Below are 17215 nucleotides of genomic sequence, written 5' to 3'. Positions count from 1 at the left end.
CAACTTTATTCTTTATGCTTTGTGCTTTATTCTTTCTGTAAAGCTTTATACTTTCGTAAGCACTCTTGCTTCCCCCTGCACAAATACCGTAATTTCAGGTCCTGATAGATTAGTTATTTCTATTCCAGATGGCTTTACAGCAATGTTTAATTGATTCGCTCGGAAGTTGATTTTGAAGGAGAATTCGTTCCACTGTTTTGGCAAAAATGAATTAAAATGCAATGAATGACCTTTTAGTCGCATTCCCCCAAAACCTTTAATTATCGACATCCAGGTACCTGCCATACTAGTTATGTGGCAACCATCGTCCGTATCATTATTATAATCATCTAAATCAAGACGTGCTGCGCGAGTATAGAATTCGTAAGATTTATCCTCTTTACCTAATTTTGCAGCCAAAATACTGTGAACACAAGGGCTTAAGGAGGATTCGTGAACGGTAATCGGTTCGTAGAAATTATAATTACGTTCTAATTCGGCTAAGCTGAAATCATCTTCAAAAAAGTACATTCCTTGTAATACGTCTGCTTGCTTAATATAACAAGAACGTAGGATTCGGTCCCATGACCATTTCTGGTTAATAGGGCGCTCTGCTGAGATAGTTTCAACAGGTGCAATTACCTTATCTAAGAAGCCATCTTGTTGTAGAAATATGCTTTGAGACTCATCAAAAGGTAAATACATATTCTCGATGATATGCTGGAATTGATCTATTTCCTCCTTTTTAAAGGATGTTGACGCAATTTTTACAGAAGCCTCAACTGGATAATTCTTTTGAATTTCAGCATAAACCTCTAACGTATATTTTAAACACCAAGTGGCGATATAATTGGTGTACCAATTGTTGTTTACGTTGTTCTCGTATTCATTAGGGCCAGTTACGCCTAACATGACGTATTTCTGCTTGTCTTTTGACCAGTTAACTCGTTGAGCCCAGAAACGTGCGATTCCGACTAATACTTCCCAGCCGTATTCAACAAGATGCTTGCGATCATCCGTATAATTAACGTAATCCATGATTGCATAAGCGATGGCTCCGTTGCGGTGAATTTCTTCAAAGGTGATTTCCCACTCATTGTGACATTCTTCGCCGTTCATGGTGACCATTGGGTAAAGGGCTGCACCTTTTGAGAAACCTAATTTTCCCGCATTTTCAATGGCACGATCTAATTGTTTCCAACGGTAGATTAATAGGTTTTTAGATACGTTAGCAGGTGCTGTTCCTAAATAGAAAGGAATGCAATAAGCTTCGGTGTCCCAATAGGTGGACCCGCCGTATTTTTCGCCTGTAAAGCCCTTAGGTCCTATATTTAAACGATTGTCCTCCCCTGTGTAGGTTTGGTTCATTTGGTAAATATTGAAACGAATTCCTTGTTGTGCAGACGCGTCTCCTTTAATGATAATGTCGTTAATGGCCCATTTCTTATCCCAGGCTGCTGCTTGTTCGGCTAGCATTAGGTCAAAACCTTTATCAGCAATTCTAGCAAGATAATCAGTAGCAATCTTTTCGAAATCTTCTATTGGATGGTTCTCTGAGCTTATATTAACAGCATATTTTATGATCGTTAATTTTTCTCCTTGTTTTGCGGATAAGGTATAACTTAGTTCGCTGTATTTTTCTCTTGTAATGGAAACGGCTTTAGCGTCTACTTTGCTTCCGTTTGATTTAATTTCGATATGTTGCGCCGTTAGTACTTCGAAACCTGTTTTCTTTGTTTTAGACCAAACAAAATGGGATCCTACTTTTACTTCATCCCAGAATTTTTCATCGTAATTAGAATCTTTATTTTTAATGTCTCCATCAATGAACGCTTTTACTTTAATTTCTTCTGTGAAATTAATGGGTGTAATAGAATAGGAAATTACTCCTGATTCATCGTCAGCCATGCTATTTAATCGGATAGATTCAATAGCGAGACGTTTTCCGTTTTGTAGGGATATTTCACAAGTACGAAGGATATAACCGCCCTTCATGTTTAATTCACGGTAAAAAGAATGAATGGTACTTGTGTGTAAATCTACTTCTTCTCCATCTACCTGAATGGAAAGACCATTCCAATTAGCTGCATTTAAAACTTTGGCAAAATATTCAGGATAACCATTTTTCCACCAGCCTACTCGAGTTTTATCTGGATAATAGATTCCTGCTACATAATTTCCTTGTAATGTCTTACCTGTATAGGTTTCTTCAAAAGATCCCCTCTGCCCCATGCGACCATTGCCGAGTGAGAAAATACTTTCAGTTATTTCATTATAGGCGGGATGGAATTGGTCTTCGATGACTTTCCATTCATCTATTTTTAAGTATTGCTTCATTCAGTTTAATAAGGTATTGCAAACAATATTACAAAAATAGAAAATTGTAAATTTTGGACATTTCTGTGCTAGGCTGTTTCTTTAGAATTTTAGTAAATCAGCCGAAAAAATGCCTACAAAATTGGGAATTACCTTATCTGCCCTCCCTAAAACTTTGTCTTCACCTATACCAATGGCTTTCATTCCTCCAGCTTTTGCAGCTTCTACACCTGCTTGTGCATCTTCGAAAACGATACATTCCGATGCTGCGACGCCTAATCCCTCCGCTCCTTTTAAGAATACTTCTGGATCAGGTTTACTTTTTGTTACTTTATTTCCATCTATAATTAAATCAAACCAAAGCAGTAGATTTGTTTTCTCTAATATGATCTCAGCATTCTTGCTGGCTGAACCTAAAGCGATTTTATAACCTTCTGCCTTTATTTGGACTAAGAAATCAATGACCCCTGGTAATATTTCGTCAGGGTTCATGTTAGAGATGAGATCTAAATAAATGGTATTCTTTTCGATTAACCATGTTTCTTTTTGTTCTGCTGTTGCGGAGAAATTAGCCCAAGCTAATATGCGATTCAATGATTCTACTCTGGAAATCCCCTTTAATTGTTCGTTTTGTTCTTCGGTTAATTGGTAGTTAAAATTTTCACCGAGTTTTTTCCAGGCTTGAAAGTGGTAAATCGCGGTGTCCACTAAAACTCCATCGAGATCAAAAAGGCAGGCTTTGTAAGACATAATTAGGTAGGGATTGTTTTAAAGATTAGCAAAATTATTACATTTACATCTACCAAAAAACCTTTTTCTGCTGTGCTAGGCAGTTTGTTTTGAAAAATATGCGTAAATTTTACTTAGTTCTATTGTCCGCCGCCTTAATCCATCCCCTTATGGCTCAAAAATCTTTGAAAACAGATAAGCTTGTTGTATATCAAATGATGTTTCATCTTTGGGGAAATCAACAAACTGATGTGAAAAAAAATGGATCCGCCGCTGAAAATGGGGTGACTAAATTCAAAGATGTTTCATTAAAAGGACTAAAAGCTTTAAAAAAGAAAGGGTATTCTCATTTATATACGACTGGAATTTTAGAGCATGCGACCATGGAAGATTTTTCTGCTCATGGTTCACCATTAGATCATCCTCAAGTCGTTAAAGGTCGCGCAGGATCTCCATTTGCAATTAAAGATTATTATGACGTCAATCCTTTTTTAGCATATAAGCCTACTGAGCGTTTACAAGAATTTTCAGAGATGCTAGATCGTATCCACGCTTCAGATTTAAAATTAGTTTTGGATTTTGTCCCTAATCACTTAGCTAGGGCTTATTACTCAGATCAAAAACCGGTTGGTGTAATTGACTTTGGACAAAACGATAATAAAGATATCTCCTTCTCCCCCGCTAATAATTATTATTATCTACCCGGGACTCAATTTACGGTTCCTGTGGGAGTAAATCCCCCGATTCCTGTTACGGTCCCTTACATTGAAATTCCTGCAAAAGTGAGCGGAAACAATGTATTTTCAGCTCAACCCTCTATTAATGATTGGTTTGAAACGGTAAAATTGAATTATGGTGTAGATGTTCAACACGGAAATTTGACTCATTTTGATCCCATTCCAGATACCTGGTTAAAAATGACGGATGTTTTAATCTATTGGACTAAAAAGGGAGTGGATGGTTTCCGTTGTGATATGGCAGAAATGATTCCTGTGGAGTTTTGGGCTTATGCTATTCCTAAAGTAAAGGCAATCAATCCGGAGGCTGTTTTTATTGCAGAGATTTATAATCCGGCAGAGTACCGTAATTATATTTTTAAAGGAGGCTTTGATTATTTGTATGATAAAGTAGGTTTATATGATGGTATACGTCATATAATGGAGAAAAAGACGGGTGCAACTACGGCTGATATTACCCGAGTTTGGCAACAGGAATCAGGGGATTTTGCTAATCATATGCTTCGTTTTTTAGAGAATCATGATGAGACGAGATTAAATTCACCGGCTTTTGCTGCAACTAATTTTTGGTCTACCATTCCTGGTATGGTTTTGACGGCTAGCATGAACGATGGGCCAGTGATGATATATTTTGGACAGGAGTTTGGTGAAAAAGCGCAAGAAGTAGAAGGATTTAATGTAGCAGATGACCGTACTTCCATGTTTGATTTTTATCGAGTAGATACACATCAGCGCTGGGTAAATGGCGGTAAATTTGATGGAGGAAAGCTATCCGCGGATGAAAAGGAAATTGATTCGTTCTACACTTCCTTATTAGCTTGGATTAACTCGAGCGATGTGATTCAGAAAGGAAAGTTTTTTGATTTACAATATGCCCAAAATACCTCCTACCCTAAGGAAAAAGTATATGCTTATCTGCGTTATACGGAAAATGAGCGTAATTTGATCATTTGTAATTTCGATACTGTTACTCATGATTTTTCCATTGAAATACCAACCTTAGCGTTAGATATGATGGGACTGAAAAATTATCAATTGAAAGAGCTTCATACTTTTTTACCTCCTGCCAGTAAGGCCGCGACTATAAGTGGAAGTCTAATTCAGATTCCTGCGAATGCGGCACTTGTTTTAAAACTAACAAAACCATGAAAACATTTAATAAACCACGATTAAGTCTAGGGCAAATATTCAATATGAGTGTGGGCTTTTTAGGTATTCAGTTCGGCTTTGCACTGCAAAATGGTAATGCGTCTCGTGTTTTGCAGAATTTTGGTGCAGATGTGGAACAACTATCTTGGTTTTGGCTGGCAGCACCTTTAACAGGGATGCTTATTCAGCCTATTATCGGTTTTTATTCTGACCGCACTTGGAATGGATTAGGACGTCGTAAACCCTTCTTTTTAACCGGGGCAATTTTTGCAGCCACTGCTTTGTTCTTTTTTCCACATGCAGGAGCTTTAGCAAATTTCATTCCACCTATGATGGTAGGTGCAGGTATTTTAATGATGATGGATGCCTCCTTTAATGTGGCCATGGAGCCTTTTAGAGCTTTAGTTGCAGATAATTTACCGGAAGAGCAGAATACCTTAGGCTTTTCGATTCAGACCTTTTTAATTGGTATTGGTGCAGTTGTAGGTTCTTGGTTGCCTTATGCGTTTGGTAACTGGTTCGGTATTTCTAAAGAGGCCGCAGCGGGTCAAATTCCCGATAACGTTTTGTATAGTTTCTATGTGGGTGCTGTTGTTTTTATTTCAGCGATTGTTTGGACCATTGTGACGACTAAAGAATATTCGCCTTCAGAACGCGAAGCCATGGGATTTCAGGAAGAAGGTACGAAGGATACGATTTGGTCGGTGTTTCGTTATATCAAAGAGATGCCTTTTACTATGCGTCAATTAGGTGTCGTTCAGTTTTTTTCTTGGTTTGCCCTATTTTCGATGTGGGTATTCTCCACTCCTGCTATTGCTCACCATGTGTATGGTTTACCAATGGATGACCATAGCTCTCCTGAATTTCAAAATGCGGCGAACTGGGTGGGTATTATCTTCGGTGTATACAGCGCTGTTTCCGCTATCTATGCCATATTCTTACCTCGTATTGCGCGTGCCATTGGAAATAAAGCCACACACGCTATTTCATTAATTGCTGGGGGTTTAGGTTTGATTTCAATTTATTTCATCTCTGATCCCGATATGTTAATCCTAAGTATGGTAGGTGTAGGAATGGCTTGGGCTTCTATTTTAGCAATGCCTTATGCGATTTTAGCGGGTTCTATTCCCATGTCTAAAATGGGTGTTTATATGGGAATCTTTAATTTTTTTATCACCCTACCCCAAATCGTTAGTGGCATTATCGGTGGATCTTTAGTGAAACATGTGTATGGAGGTAATGCCATTTACGCTATTGTCGTGGCTGGATTCTTTTTTGTTGCAGGTTCAATTAGTGTTTTGTGGATTAAGGATAAGGCATAAGATGAAGTTTTGGATATTTGTACTTTTTCCTTTGCTGAGTTTCGCACAGATTATTCCTCAAGCATTGCAAACTAAAATTCAGGATGCTAATTTGAAACATGAGCCCTTGATAATTGCCAACTCTTTTAAGGGCTTGCCCTATAAAGCTCACGCTTTATCTAAAGAGAATCCAGAGAAATTTGTGGTAGAATTCGGTGGCTTTGATTGTGTGACTTTTGTGGAGAATGTCTGGAGTTTATATCGGTCTAAAGGTGTGGATTCTATTTTCCTTACCGAATTAAAACAGATTCGGTATGTTCAAATGCCCATATCATATGAAAATAGGAATCATTATTTGACTGCTACTTTTGCACAAATGGAGGAAAAGGGACTTTTTAAACCCGTAATTCCAGCCTCATTCTTAATTTTAGCTAATAAAAATTTAGACTATTTATCTAATTTTTTGGTCCCTAAAAATCTATTGATTACGATTCCTGCTATTCAGTCTATGGAGAAGAATTTAGGACCACTGACTTATGTACCTCGTACTAATTTTTCTTTAATTATGTCCTATTTAAAATCGGGGGATATCATTGCTTTTGTTTCTAAACGAAAAGATCTTGATTATCAACATATAGGCTTTGTGCGTGAAGTCAAGGGGAATTATTATCTAGTTCATGCCTCACAAGATCGCAAGCAGGTGTGTCAATCAGTTGAATCTATTTCCGTATATTTAAAGAATCATCCTACTATGTTAGGATTTAATGTCTTTAGGCCGGAATATGAGCGATAAAGTGTACGATTTTGATCAAATTATTGATCGCCGCCAAACGCATTCTTTCAAATGGGATAATGTAACCTATCCCACAGGAGTAGATATGATTCCGATGCCTGTTGCGGATATGGATTTCGGTGTAGCTGATGAAATTTTAGAAGCTATTGAGCGGATTAGCTCTCATGGAGTTTTGGGTTACTCTATCGTCCCAGAATCGCTTAAAATAGCTGCTCAACAAAAGATACAAACCGATTATCTTTGGAATACGTCTCTTGATTCACAAGTTTGGATTCCTGGTATTGTACCGGGCATTACAGCCGCTTGTGCCGTTTTAACAAATGAAAGGGAAGGTATTATTACGGCTGTTCCCGTGTATCACCCGTTTCACTTAGTGGCAGGTTGGGTTAATTGTCCTTTGATTACTTTTGAAATGATTAAAGAAGGTGATCGGTGGACATTTGATTTTGATGATTTCGAAAGAGGCTTACAGAAAGGGCCTAAAGTTTTTCTTCTCTGCAATCCTCATAATCCAGGTGGAACGGTATTTAATGAAATCGAGATCAAACGAATAGTTGAACTTTGTGCGGCTTATAATGTCACCATTGTTTCGGATGAAATTCATGCTGATTTACGATTGTATGCTAAATCTGAACATATCTCAATAGGACGATTCGAGAAACAACCCATCATTAGCTTTTTTGCAACTTCGAAAGCATTTAATACCGCGGGTTTAGGTGGTGCAGTAGCTATTATTCCGGACGATTTGCTTCGTTCTAAATTTATAAAAGCCACAGCTGGCTATTTTTCTATGCTTTCTAGACATAGCATCGATGTGATGTTAGCTACTTATGCGCACGGAGAAGAATGGTTATCTCAACTTCTTCCCTATTTGCAGGAGAATCATGATTTACTCTTAGAGTTCGTTAAATCCACGCCAGGTTTATCTATGCAGCCATTAGAGGCCACCTATTTAGCTTGGATAGCATATGATGAAGTATTGTTAGGGGATTTTCAAAAGAAATGCTGGGATGCAGGACTTCATGTACTTCGTGGAGAACAATTCAAGGGTAAGAATTTTGTGCGATTAAATTTTGCTTGTCCTAAATCCACTCTTGAAAAGGCTATTGAGCGAATGAAATCTATTTCACATGGCTAATATGTTAAAGTTTTTCTTGTTAGTGATTTTGTTGGGGTTTTTGGCCTATATATTTATCTATATCTCTGATATAGATGATCAACCAGAAACGACTGAAATAACGGATATAGACGTGGTAAAAGCTTACGGTGATTCTTTGTCACGTATCGCGGTGGATGATACCGTTTCTAAATCGTTAGTTACTAGCCTTAGTTCTGCTTTTGAAGATTTCACTATTTCTGTGGATGAGGGGAATATTCACATTGAAAAAAGTCATTCGAAACTATTTGACCAGAAATTTGATAATTTTAAACCTGCGTCTGTTTTTGCAACAGATTTAAATGGGAATCAATTACCCGAGTTTTGGGTAGCGGGATTTCAGGGTAAAAATTACCGTATTTTTGCTTTTGAATATGTGGCAGGTAAAATTAATGCGATTCGGTTTCCCGCAATTATGGGTCGTCAACGTTTGGGTTATGCGGGTAGAGATAGTTTGTATTTAGAGAAATCGGCTATTGTTCATTCGTTTAATTTTGAAGATGATGCCTATTCGGATATCACATCAGGTATACGAGCCTGTTATTATAAATACGGAGCGGATGGAAGTTTTGTCCTCTCTAAAACTTTAGACCTAGAAAAACAAGATGAGTAAAGTAGAATTGCGATCGCAACAGTGGTTTGGAAAAACGGGTAAAGATGGATTTATCTACCGCGCTTGGATGAAAAATCAAGGTATTCCAGATGATTATTTTCAAGGTAAACCGGTCATTGGTATTTGTAATACTTGGTCTGAATTAACGCCATGTAATGCTCATTTCAGAGAATTAGCCGAATTTGTAAAGAAAGGAATTATCGAGGCAGGTGGATTTCCGGTGGAATTTCCTGTAATGTCTTTGGGAGAAACCTTAATAAAACCTACAGCGATGTTGTATCGCAATTTAGCGAGTATGGATGTGGAGGAATCTATCCGGGCTAATCCGATTGACGGTGTGGTTTTAATGTGTGGTTGTGATAAAACGACTCCTTCCCTAGTTATGGGCGCTTGTAGCGTTGACTTACCTACCTTAGTTCTTTCGGGAGGTCCCATGATGAAGGGAAAGTTTAAGGGTAAGGAAATTGGAACTTCGGATGTATGGCGTTTTGCGGAAGCCTATAAGTTAGGAGAATTATCTCAGAAAGAATTTATTGAAGCCGAGGCTTGTATGGCTAGAACTCCGGGTCATTGTGCGGTGATGGGAACGGCGTCCACTATGGCTACTATGGTGGAAGCTTTAGGCCTAAGTCTTCCTCAGAATGCGGCTATTCCAGCAGCTGATGTACGAAGAAAGGTATTAGCACAGCATTCTGGACGTCGTATTGTGGAGATGGTAAATGAGGATTTGAAGATGTCCAAAGTGTTAACTCGTCCCGCTTTCGAAAATGCGATTCGGGTAAATGCAGCTACGGGCGGTTCTACCAATTTTGTCATTCACCTAACAGCTATTGCGGGTCGATTAGGAGTTGATTTAAAATTAGATGATTTCGATGAGTTCTCCCGCAATATTCCTTTGTTGGCTAATATTCAGCCGTCTGGCGAGCACTTTATGGAAGACTTGTATTATGCCGGTGGACTTCCAGCTCTAATGAATCAGATGAAAGATCATTTGCATACTTCCATCATCACGGTGAACGGAAAAACGGTAGGAGAAAATATTGATAATACGCCTATCTATGACGCTACAATTATTTCTTCTTTTGCGACTCCATTTAAACCTGATTCTGGTATTGCTGTGGTTCGAGGTAATTTAGCCCCTAACGGAGCTGTATTGAAGCCATCTGCTGCTTCCAAGGAATTGTTTAATCACAGGGGAAAGGCAGTTGTTTTTGAAAACATTGAAGATTACCATGCTCGGATTGATTCACCGGAATTAGATGTCGATGCTACCTCTGTGATGGTTTTAAAGAATGTAGGTCCTAAGGGTTATCCCGGTATGGCTGAAGTGGGTAATATGGGTATTCCTAAAAAGTTATTAGAAAAAGGAGTGAAAGATATGGTTCGCATATCGGATGGTCGAATGAGTGGAACGGGATTTGGTACGGTAGTTTTACATATTTCGCCTGAATCTGCCGCTGGAGGGCCTTTGAATTGGGTTCAAAATGGAGATTATATTGCGTTAGACGTGGAAAAGCGTACGATTAACTGGGAGGTTTCTGAGGAAGAATTAGCAGCTCGAAAATTAGCGCAGCCACTTGAAAAACCCAAAACTATTCGCGGTTATGTGGGTCTATTTATTGATCATGTGGAGCAAGCTGATTTAGGAGCTGATTTCGATTTCTTAAAAGGAGGTTCTGGTTCTATTGTTACTCGAGATTCTCACTAAAATGAATATATATATCGTTACTGGCGCTGGTCAAGGAATTGGACATCAAATTGCGAAGCAATTGATGAAAGAAGGGCATTTAGTGGTAGTTAATGATATTAATGCTGGATTATTACATGGGGCCCATACGTTAGCAGGGGATGTTAGTTCTCCGCTATTTATTAACGAATTGGTGGCTTACGCGACGGCTCTTCCTGGTACTTTAGCTGGTTGTGTTTGTAATGCGGGGATTACTACTTTTGGGAGCTTTTGGGATTATAGCCCAGAATCCATGAAGTCTTTACTCGACCTAAATATTCAAGGTACTTTTTTCCTGATTCAAGAAGTGGCAAAAGCACTACGAGATGCCGGGCAGCCTGGATCGATTGTACTTACATCTTCAGTTACTGGACATCAAGCGCATCCAGATTTAGCGGCCTATGGAATGACGAAAGCTGCACTTAATCAATTAGTGCAAAATTTAGTCACCGACCTCTCCCCTGTTCAGATTCGTATTAATGCCGTTTCTCCAGGGGCTACGATGACGGAACGTACGGAGAAAGATGCGACTTATTTGAAAGAATGGAGTCGTCTAACACCCCTAGGCAAACCAGCCGATGTGGAGGATATAGCGGAAGCAGTTTGTTTCTTTTTAAGTGATAAGGCCAAACACATAACAGGTCAAACCTTGATAGTAGATGGTGGCTGGACTAGTATAAGTCCACCTCCTGTTTCTTAAGACCAGGCTTTTTCTAGAAATTGCAGCCAGTTTTGGTGACTGAACTTAATAATATCTTGCTCTGAAAAACCTCGCTGAATTAATAATTCTGGTATTTTTTGTAAGTCTGCGATGGTTTCAATATCCGCTGGACATTGTTCTCTTCCAAATCCCCCATCTAAATCCGTTCCTAATCCGACATGATCGGTATTTCCGGCTAAATCACAGATGTGCACTAAATGATCAATCATTGTGTGTAAGCTTACATTTTTACTAAGCGGTGTAGATTCCCCTCGTACCCAATTAGGAACCATCATCCAAGCATCCAGGGGCATTCCGATTACAGCACCTCTGCTTATAATCTCCTTAAATTGTTCATCACTGAATTGGCGGTTGTGATCTACCAGTGTTCGGCAGTTTTGATGACTAGCCCAAACTGGTCCCTGATGGTATTCCATCGCTTCCCAAAAACTATCATCGCATAAATGAGTGGCATCTAAAATGATGTTTAGATCCATCATTTTTCGTAAAAGATCTTTACCTGCTACTCCGATTCCACCTGTTGCATTTGTTCCCTGAGCGTAGCGACCCGGACCATAATGAGCGGGACCTAAAGCACGTAAACCATAGTTATAGGCTATTTCAAGGTATTCTAAGGACACTATAGAATCTGCTCCTTCAAGACTTAGAATATAGCCAATGGTATGATTTTCAGATTCCCATTGTGTTAGGTGATCATGTAATTCGGATAAGGACCTTATCGGCCTTAGATCACCAGAACGCTCTAAAGCCTTGTAGTAGGCATATTGCCCTTGTGTTTGAGCCCAAGCTTGCTCTGGACTATTCCAACCGGGTAAAGAGGAATCTGGGGCTACATAGCGGGCTATTTGGGTAGCAACAACAATTCCAATGTTCCCTTTCCTTAATTCCCCCAGACTAACCGTGGCATTTCCACGATCAGGTTTATCTGCTAAATGCTTCTCTCGCTCATTAATTACCTGAATACTGGATCGCAAGTCTCGATTCCATTCGAGCGCGTTCATACTTAAATCAAGGTGGGCATCTATTAGTAGCATATACGTCGATTTCTAGCTTTAACTTCCCAAAGACCTCCATCTATCACCTGTAAGTGGGAATGTAAATTTACGGTGGGGCAAATGTGGTATGGAATCATTCTGACAATTTCACCTATTTCGTAATTTGAACTATCCCCTACTTCCACGATGCCGTGTTCTTCGCTCTGGGACATTAAAATCCAATTAGGTCTATCAATGAATCTTACTCGATTTTCGATGGGATTTTCGGATGCCACAGACTTATGACCTAAATCTAGGCATATAGTGGATGGAGTAGGTTTGGAAATAATTCTTGCGATAATCTCCACTGCAAATTCAAAGGTGTTTTCAGGAAATAAGGCAGCATAGCCAGCATCGAAAAAGACATACGTTCCTGGACTACAAGTGAAATGGAGATTCTTATGATGAACTAAGAAGCTAGGCGTACCCGAAACCACTAATTCTAAAGCAGATATATCTAGCTTAACAATCAATTCATAGAAGGATGTAAAATCTTGGTCAACGTGATCTTTTCGGTCTTCATATTCTTTATCTCGAATATGACCATCATAGGCATGCAGCCCTTTTAAATTCAGATTAGGTAAGGAATTAATCTGCTGAATTAAGTCCAAAGCTTTATCCGGACTAATACCTGTCCTATTCATTCCCATGTTTAAATCCACATAAACTCCTGCTTTAGATCCTTTAAAATGAAGACTTAACTCGGAGGCAGCTTGCGCATCATCAAGGAGGGAAGAAAAGCTAGTTTTGGGGTAATGATTAACTAATTCTACTAATCTAGTGATATTAGGCCCTATTAATTGCATCGATATCAATACATCAGGTGCTTCAGATAGCGCTAATAATTCAGCCTCAGCAATGGTGGCACATTTGAATTTGGTAATTCCAGCTTCTAAAAGAAAATCATTAACCTCTTTCGTCTTATGTGTTTTAATGTGAGGTCTTAATCTCGATGCGTCGCCATCAACCATCTCGATAGCTTTCGCAATATTTCGCTTTACCCGAACTGGGTAAACGATTAATCCGGGACTCTCAAATGTGTCAAAATTTCTCATGTAATGGCTCTGTCCAAGTGAACATAACCTCCATCCACATGGATAATTTGTCCGGTAGTATGACTTGATTTGGGTGATAAAAGGAAGGTGACCATATCCCCTATTTCTTCTTTTGTGGTCATGCGTTGACCTAGAGGTATTTTTTCTGTAATGCTAACTAATTTTTCCTTTGGATTATCAAGCGTTTGAATCCATTTTTCATACATTGGTGTATAGCATTCAGCCACAATAACCGAATTAGTTCTAATGCCAAAGTCCCGTAATTCTAAAGCCCATTCGCGTGTTAATGCATTGCGTCCACCGTTAGAGGCCGCATAGCCAGACGTATTTCCTTGACCAGTTTCTGCGGTTTTTGATCCAATATTTACAATGGAACCTTTGCTCTTTTTTAAATAGGGTAAACTTGCCTGAGCCATTAGATAATAGTGGGTCAAATTGGCATTAATGGATTGAATAAATTTTTCATAGTTACCTGTTTCTAATCCTACCCCATCATTTAGGCCTGCATTATTAACTAATCCATCTATTTTACCGAAAAATTGGGCAATCTTATCTACCACTTGAGCACATTCTGCAGGATTACTCAGGTCAGCAACAAATGAAAATGCTTGGCCGCCTGTAGCGTGTATTTTTTCTATACAAAGTAAATTATCAGTTTCATTTCTACCTACAATTGCCACCATAGCCGATTCCATGGCTAATGACTCCGAAATCCCTTGACCTATTCCTTTAGCACCACCTGTCACAATGATTACTTTTTCTCTTAATCCTAGATTCATATCGTTTCTAATTGATAAAATTGACGAGCGTTTAGATGGTAAATTTCCTCTTTTTCGATAGGACTTAAGCCCTTTAACGCTTCTTGAAAAGTAGTTACCCAACGCTCTAGAGTTGAATTTAATAAAAGTACAGGATAATCACTTCCAATAAGTAGTCGTTTAGGCCCAAAAACTTCTAAAGCTATATCAACTATTTCATTCACTTGATTCTGATTCCAATGTTTATCTGCTGCCTCCGTCACTATACCCGATATTTTAGCTGAAACGTGTCCCAGGTTCTTGAAACTTTGCAATTGTTTCTTCCACCCTGAAATATCCTCAAATTTTAAAGGTGCTTTTGCTAGATGATCCAAAACTATTCGTTGTTCGTCACACGTTTCACAAAATGTTATTGCGGAAGCCATTTGATGAGGATATATTAATAAATCATAACTGAGATCAAAGCTAGCTAAGGTCTTAACTCCTTTAATAAATTCTTTTCGCTGAAGAAATGTGGGATCTTTTTCTCCCTGAACAATATGTCTAAACCCTTTTATAGCTTCAAATTGAGTGAAATAAGCTAATCGATCTTCTATATTCTCACTTTGTAAATCAACCCACCCCACTACACCTTGAATGAATTCATTTTGTTCCCCTAAGGCCACTAAAAAAAGAGTTTCTTCTTCTGATGAATCAGCTTGAACAGCTACGCAGCCAGTAAATCCCTGTTTTCTAAATAAGGGTTCGCTGTAGTTGGGATAATAGTCATTTCGTAGAATAGACATTTCAGGTGTGATCCAGGTGTCTCTCTCTTCATTATAATTCCAAAAATGTTGATGTGAATCAATCATCCCTGATAGGCAATAGTGTTTTGCTTTTGGTCCCCTAATCCGTCCATTCCTAAGGTAACTACATCTCCAGGTTTTAAATAAATAGGAGGATTAAAGCCTAAGCCTACTCCATGAGGAGTCCCAGTGCTTATGACATCACCAGGCAACAATGTCATAAATTGAGATATATAGGAAACAACTTGCGGTACATTAAATATTAATTGATTTGTGCTACTTGTCTGAAATCTTTTTCCATTAACATCAAGCCACATAGAAAGTTGATGAACATCTTTAATTTCGTCTTTAGTAGCTAAAAATGGACCTAAAGGCGCAAATGAATCACATCCTTTACCTTTAGACCAATTGCCACCTTTTTCTAATTGAAATTCACGTTCTGATAGATCGTTGTGTAAACAATAACCCGCTACATATTCATAGGCAACAGCTTCAGATACATAGGAGGCTTTTTTACCAATAATAATGGCTAATTCTACTTCCCAATCCGTTTTAGTCGAATTTTTAGGGATGATAATGTTGTCATTCGGGCCTGATAAGGCTGTCGTACTTTTGAAAAATAGAATAGGTTCTTTCGGAATTTCAGCACCGGTTTCTTTTGCATGGTCGGCATAATTTAAACCCACACAAACAATTTTACTAGGTCTCGCTACACAAGAACCTAAGCGACCAGTGGTTAAAGGGAAATCAGTCGCCTGTAGTAAGGCTAATTTCGCCAACCCGTCATTTTCAAAAAAAGACTCATTAAAATCTGCAAAAATGGAGGATACATCATAGTATCCCCCATTTTGATAGATGCAAGGCTTTTCTTTTCCTAATTCTCCTATTCTTGCTAACTTCATTTTATAATTTTTTGATAACATCCCACATCGTGTCCGCAAGGAATTGGTTACCCGCTTCATTTAAGTGAACTCGATCAGATGTCAAAATACCTGAAGCTTTGTTTTCAATGTTATTTTTTGATTCATAATCCATAAATGCTTTACGAAGATCGATTAATTGCAAGCTATTATCTTTCGCAATTTTCTTTATGATTGCTGCATAGGCATTCAAGTCGCCATCGTTCTCATTTGAATTATCAAACTTCTCTCCGATCACGGTAGGTGTACATATAACTACTTGAGCATTAGCCTTTTGAATCTTCTTAATTAAAGCAGTATAGAAGCGCTCAAACTTGTCAGCATCCGTACCAGTCCGTGAACTAGTTTTGTGCCAAACGTCGTTAATACCAATGTAAATAATCACTAGGTTGGGATTCTTTGCGACCACATCCTCTTCGTGTCTCAAATATAAATCGTATACTTTATTACCTCCGATACCTGCTCCGATTAATTCATATTGGTTTGATAGACCTTGAGCGGCAATCATTTCGGTCATTTTGGTAATATACCCTGTCTTATTTACTCCAGCCTGTGTGATGGAATCTCCAAAGAAAATAATGCGCTTAGGACCGTCCTTCTTAAATGAACTTAGCGAGGTACCTAAAATCAATAAAAGGCAAATCAGTTGTTTTTTCATAGGTTTAATTGTTTAAATAAAGAAATCCACCGTCAATTGGATAATCACAACCAGTGATAAATGCGGCTTCATCGGAACATAAATATAAGGCTAAATGTGCAATTTCTTGTGGCTTTGCCATGCGTCCGATAGGCTGTGTGGCAGAAAGTTTTTCAAACATCTCTTTTTGCTGGTCTGGATAGTTTTTCGCAATAAAACCATCCACAAATGGAGTATGAACTCTACCAGGCGATATACAATTGCAACGAATACCTAAATGAATATAATCTTTAGCTACTGATTGAGTCATAGATTTTATCGCGCCTTTTGTCATAGAATAACCAAAACGATCCGGAATTCCCACTGATGCTGCTACAGATGCCATATTTAAAATCACTCCTGATTTTTGTATAATCATGGAAGGAATAAAAGCATACATACAATGATAAGCCCCTTTTACATTTACGTCAAAAATATGTTGAAAGTCCTCTGGGTTCGTTTTTTCTAAATTACCAATCTGTGGAATGCCTGCATTATTCACTAATATATCTATAGACTTTAGTTTCGTGGCAACGGCTTCTACAGCTTCTAATTGAGTAATATCAGCTAAGTGCAATGTGATTTCTGACGGTAAAGGTTCATCAGATGGCTTTAAGTCAATAACATGGACCTCTGCCCCTTGCGCTAAAAAGGTAAGTGCAATAGATTTTCCTATACCTGAGCATCCGCCAGTTATTAGGACTTTTTTGTGGGTTAGTTTGAACATAAATCAGTTGTCAGTTTTCAGTGGACAGTGGTCAGTAATC

General features: G+C 38.5%; 16 protein-coding genes. 7 read left to right on the top strand and 9 right to left on the bottom strand.

Annotated features, from left to right (window positions below; genetic code table 11):
- Nucleotides 1-45: 45 nt before the first annotated feature.
- Complete coding sequence (locus tag ACST14_RS01895; RefSeq protein ID WP_459460000.1) at nucleotides 46-2316, bottom strand: family 65 glycosyl hydrolase domain-containing protein; 2271 nt, start codon at nucleotides 2314-2316, stop codon at nucleotides 46-48.
- An 81-nt stretch (nucleotides 2317-2397) separates the two neighbouring features.
- Nucleotides 2398-3045, bottom strand: a complete 648-nt coding sequence (pgmB, locus tag ACST14_RS01890) for a beta-phosphoglucomutase (RefSeq protein ID WP_459459998.1) — start codon at nucleotides 3043-3045, stop codon at nucleotides 2398-2400.
- A gap of 98 nt (nucleotides 3046-3143) precedes the next feature.
- On the opposite strand from pgmB, the gene ACST14_RS01885 reads away from it, so the two are divergent.
- The 7 genes from ACST14_RS01885 to ACST14_RS01855 are packed head-to-tail and all read left to right on the top strand — an operon-like array spanning nucleotide 3144 to nucleotide 11199.
- Nucleotides 3144-4910: an alpha-amylase family glycosyl hydrolase gene (locus tag ACST14_RS01885; RefSeq protein WP_459459996.1), complete on the top strand. Its 1767-nt coding sequence runs from the start codon at nucleotides 3144-3146 to the stop codon at nucleotides 4908-4910.
- Complete coding sequence (locus ACST14_RS01880; RefSeq protein ID WP_459459994.1) at nucleotides 4907-6232, top strand: MFS transporter; 1326 nt, start codon at nucleotides 4907-4909, stop codon at nucleotides 6230-6232. The genes ACST14_RS01885 and ACST14_RS01880 overlap by 4 nt, the downstream gene beginning before the upstream one ends.
- 1 nt (nucleotide 6233) lies before the next feature.
- Nucleotides 6234-7004: an N-acetylmuramoyl-L-alanine amidase-like domain-containing protein gene (locus tag ACST14_RS01875; RefSeq protein WP_459459992.1), complete on the top strand. Its 771-nt coding sequence runs from the start codon at nucleotides 6234-6236 to the stop codon at nucleotides 7002-7004.
- Nucleotides 6994-8142, top strand: a complete 1149-nt coding sequence (locus ACST14_RS01870; protein ID WP_459459990.1) for a MalY/PatB family protein — start codon at nucleotides 6994-6996, stop codon at nucleotides 8140-8142. The genes ACST14_RS01875 and ACST14_RS01870 overlap by 11 nt, the downstream gene beginning before the upstream one ends.
- Nucleotides 8135-8773, top strand: coding sequence for a hypothetical protein (locus ACST14_RS01865; RefSeq protein ID WP_459459988.1), 639 nt, complete (start codon nucleotides 8135-8137; stop codon nucleotides 8771-8773). Before ACST14_RS01870 ends, ACST14_RS01865 begins: the two co-directional genes overlap by 8 nt.
- Entirely contained in the window at nucleotides 8766-10481 is a 1716-nt protein-coding gene (locus tag ACST14_RS01860; protein WP_459459986.1) for an IlvD/Edd family dehydratase, read from the top strand. Before ACST14_RS01865 ends, ACST14_RS01860 begins: the two co-directional genes overlap by 8 nt.
- Before the next feature lies 1 nt (nucleotide 10482).
- On the top strand, nucleotides 10483-11199 hold the full coding sequence (locus ACST14_RS01855; RefSeq protein ID WP_459459984.1) for an SDR family NAD(P)-dependent oxidoreductase: 717 nt from the start codon (nucleotides 10483-10485) through the stop codon (nucleotides 11197-11199).
- Here ACST14_RS01855 and ACST14_RS01850 read toward each other — a convergent pair.
- The 7 genes from ACST14_RS01850 to ACST14_RS01820 are packed head-to-tail and all read right to left on the bottom strand — an operon-like array spanning nucleotide 11196 to nucleotide 17175.
- The gene (locus ACST14_RS01850) at nucleotides 11196-12254 is read right to left on the bottom strand and encodes a dipeptidase (protein WP_459459982.1); all 1059 of its coding nucleotides are present in this window, start codon (nucleotides 12252-12254) and stop codon (nucleotides 11196-11198) included. The two genes, ACST14_RS01855 and ACST14_RS01850, sit on opposite strands and share 4 nt — an antisense overlap.
- Complete coding sequence (locus ACST14_RS01845) at nucleotides 12245-13309, bottom strand: D-TA family PLP-dependent enzyme (RefSeq protein ID WP_459459980.1); 1065 nt, start codon at nucleotides 13307-13309, stop codon at nucleotides 12245-12247. Before ACST14_RS01845 ends, ACST14_RS01850 begins: the two co-directional genes overlap by 10 nt.
- Nucleotides 13306-14088 carry an SDR family oxidoreductase gene (locus ACST14_RS01840; RefSeq protein WP_459459978.1) on the bottom strand — a complete coding sequence of 261 codons (783 nt, stop codon included), beginning with the start codon at nucleotides 14086-14088 and terminating at the stop codon, nucleotides 13306-13308. Before ACST14_RS01840 ends, ACST14_RS01845 begins: the two co-directional genes overlap by 4 nt.
- Nucleotides 14085-14918 carry an amidohydrolase family protein gene (locus ACST14_RS01835; RefSeq protein ID WP_459459976.1) on the bottom strand — a complete coding sequence of 278 codons (834 nt, stop codon included), beginning with the start codon at nucleotides 14916-14918 and terminating at the stop codon, nucleotides 14085-14087. The genes ACST14_RS01840 and ACST14_RS01835 overlap by 4 nt, the downstream gene beginning before the upstream one ends.
- Nucleotides 14915-15754 carry a fumarylacetoacetate hydrolase family protein gene (locus ACST14_RS01830; protein WP_459459974.1) on the bottom strand — a complete coding sequence of 280 codons (840 nt, stop codon included), beginning with the start codon at nucleotides 15752-15754 and terminating at the stop codon, nucleotides 14915-14917. Before ACST14_RS01830 ends, ACST14_RS01835 begins: the two co-directional genes overlap by 4 nt.
- A 1-nt stretch (nucleotide 15755) precedes the next feature.
- A complete protein-coding gene (locus ACST14_RS01825) occupies nucleotides 15756-16430 on the bottom strand; it encodes an SGNH/GDSL hydrolase family protein (protein WP_459459972.1) in 675 nt (224 codons plus the stop codon).
- A 4-nt stretch (nucleotides 16431-16434) separates the two neighbouring features.
- Nucleotides 16435-17175 (bottom strand): SDR family NAD(P)-dependent oxidoreductase, encoded by a 741-nt coding sequence (locus tag ACST14_RS01820; protein WP_459459970.1) that lies wholly within the window; start codon nucleotides 17173-17175, stop codon nucleotides 16435-16437.
- Nucleotides 17176-17215: the final 40 nt, after the last annotated feature.

Source organism: Aquirufa sp. A-Brett2-15D (genome assembly GCF_054558735.1).
Note: the sequence above shows the minus strand (reverse complement) of the source record. Positions and strands in the feature narration are given on the sequence as shown.

Coding starts and splice junctions, on each gene's coding strand:
- pgmB (WP_459459998.1), bottom strand. CDS start 3,045: ATGTCTTACAAAGCCTGCCTTTTTGATCTCGATGGAGTTTTAGTGGAC.
- ACST14_RS01825 (WP_459459972.1), bottom strand. CDS start 16,430: ATGAAAAAACAACTGATTTGCCTTTTATTGATTTTAGGTACCTCGCTA.
- ACST14_RS01895 (WP_459460000.1), bottom strand. CDS start 2,316: ATGAAGCAATACTTAAAAATAGATGAATGGAAAGTCATCGAAGACCAA.
- ACST14_RS01885 (WP_459459996.1), top strand. CDS start 3,144: ATGCGTAAATTTTACTTAGTTCTATTGTCCGCCGCCTTAATCCATCCC.
- ACST14_RS01835 (WP_459459976.1), bottom strand. CDS start 14,918: ATGATTGATTCACATCAACATTTTTGGAATTATAATGAAGAGAGAGAC.
- ACST14_RS01830 (WP_459459974.1), bottom strand. CDS start 15,754: ATGAAGTTAGCAAGAATAGGAGAATTAGGAAAAGAAAAGCCTTGCATC.
- ACST14_RS01870 (WP_459459990.1), top strand. CDS start 6,994: ATGAGCGATAAAGTGTACGATTTTGATCAAATTATTGATCGCCGCCAA.
- ACST14_RS01865 (WP_459459988.1), top strand. CDS start 8,135: ATGGCTAATATGTTAAAGTTTTTCTTGTTAGTGATTTTGTTGGGGTTT.
- ACST14_RS01880 (WP_459459994.1), top strand. CDS start 4,907: ATGAAAACATTTAATAAACCACGATTAAGTCTAGGGCAAATATTCAAT.
- ACST14_RS01855 (WP_459459984.1), top strand. CDS start 10,483: ATGAATATATATATCGTTACTGGCGCTGGTCAAGGAATTGGACATCAA.
- ACST14_RS01840 (WP_459459978.1), bottom strand. CDS start 14,088: ATGAATCTAGGATTAAGAGAAAAAGTAATCATTGTGACAGGTGGTGCT.
- ACST14_RS01820 (WP_459459970.1), bottom strand. CDS start 17,175: ATGTTCAAACTAACCCACAAAAAAGTCCTAATAACTGGCGGATGCTCA.
- ACST14_RS01845 (WP_459459980.1), bottom strand. CDS start 13,309: ATGAGAAATTTTGACACATTTGAGAGTCCCGGATTAATCGTTTACCCA.
- ACST14_RS01850 (WP_459459982.1), bottom strand. CDS start 12,254: ATGCTACTAATAGATGCCCACCTTGATTTAAGTATGAACGCGCTCGAA.
- ACST14_RS01875 (WP_459459992.1), top strand. CDS start 6,234: ATGAAGTTTTGGATATTTGTACTTTTTCCTTTGCTGAGTTTCGCACAG.
- ACST14_RS01860 (WP_459459986.1), top strand. CDS start 8,766: ATGAGTAAAGTAGAATTGCGATCGCAACAGTGGTTTGGAAAAACGGGT.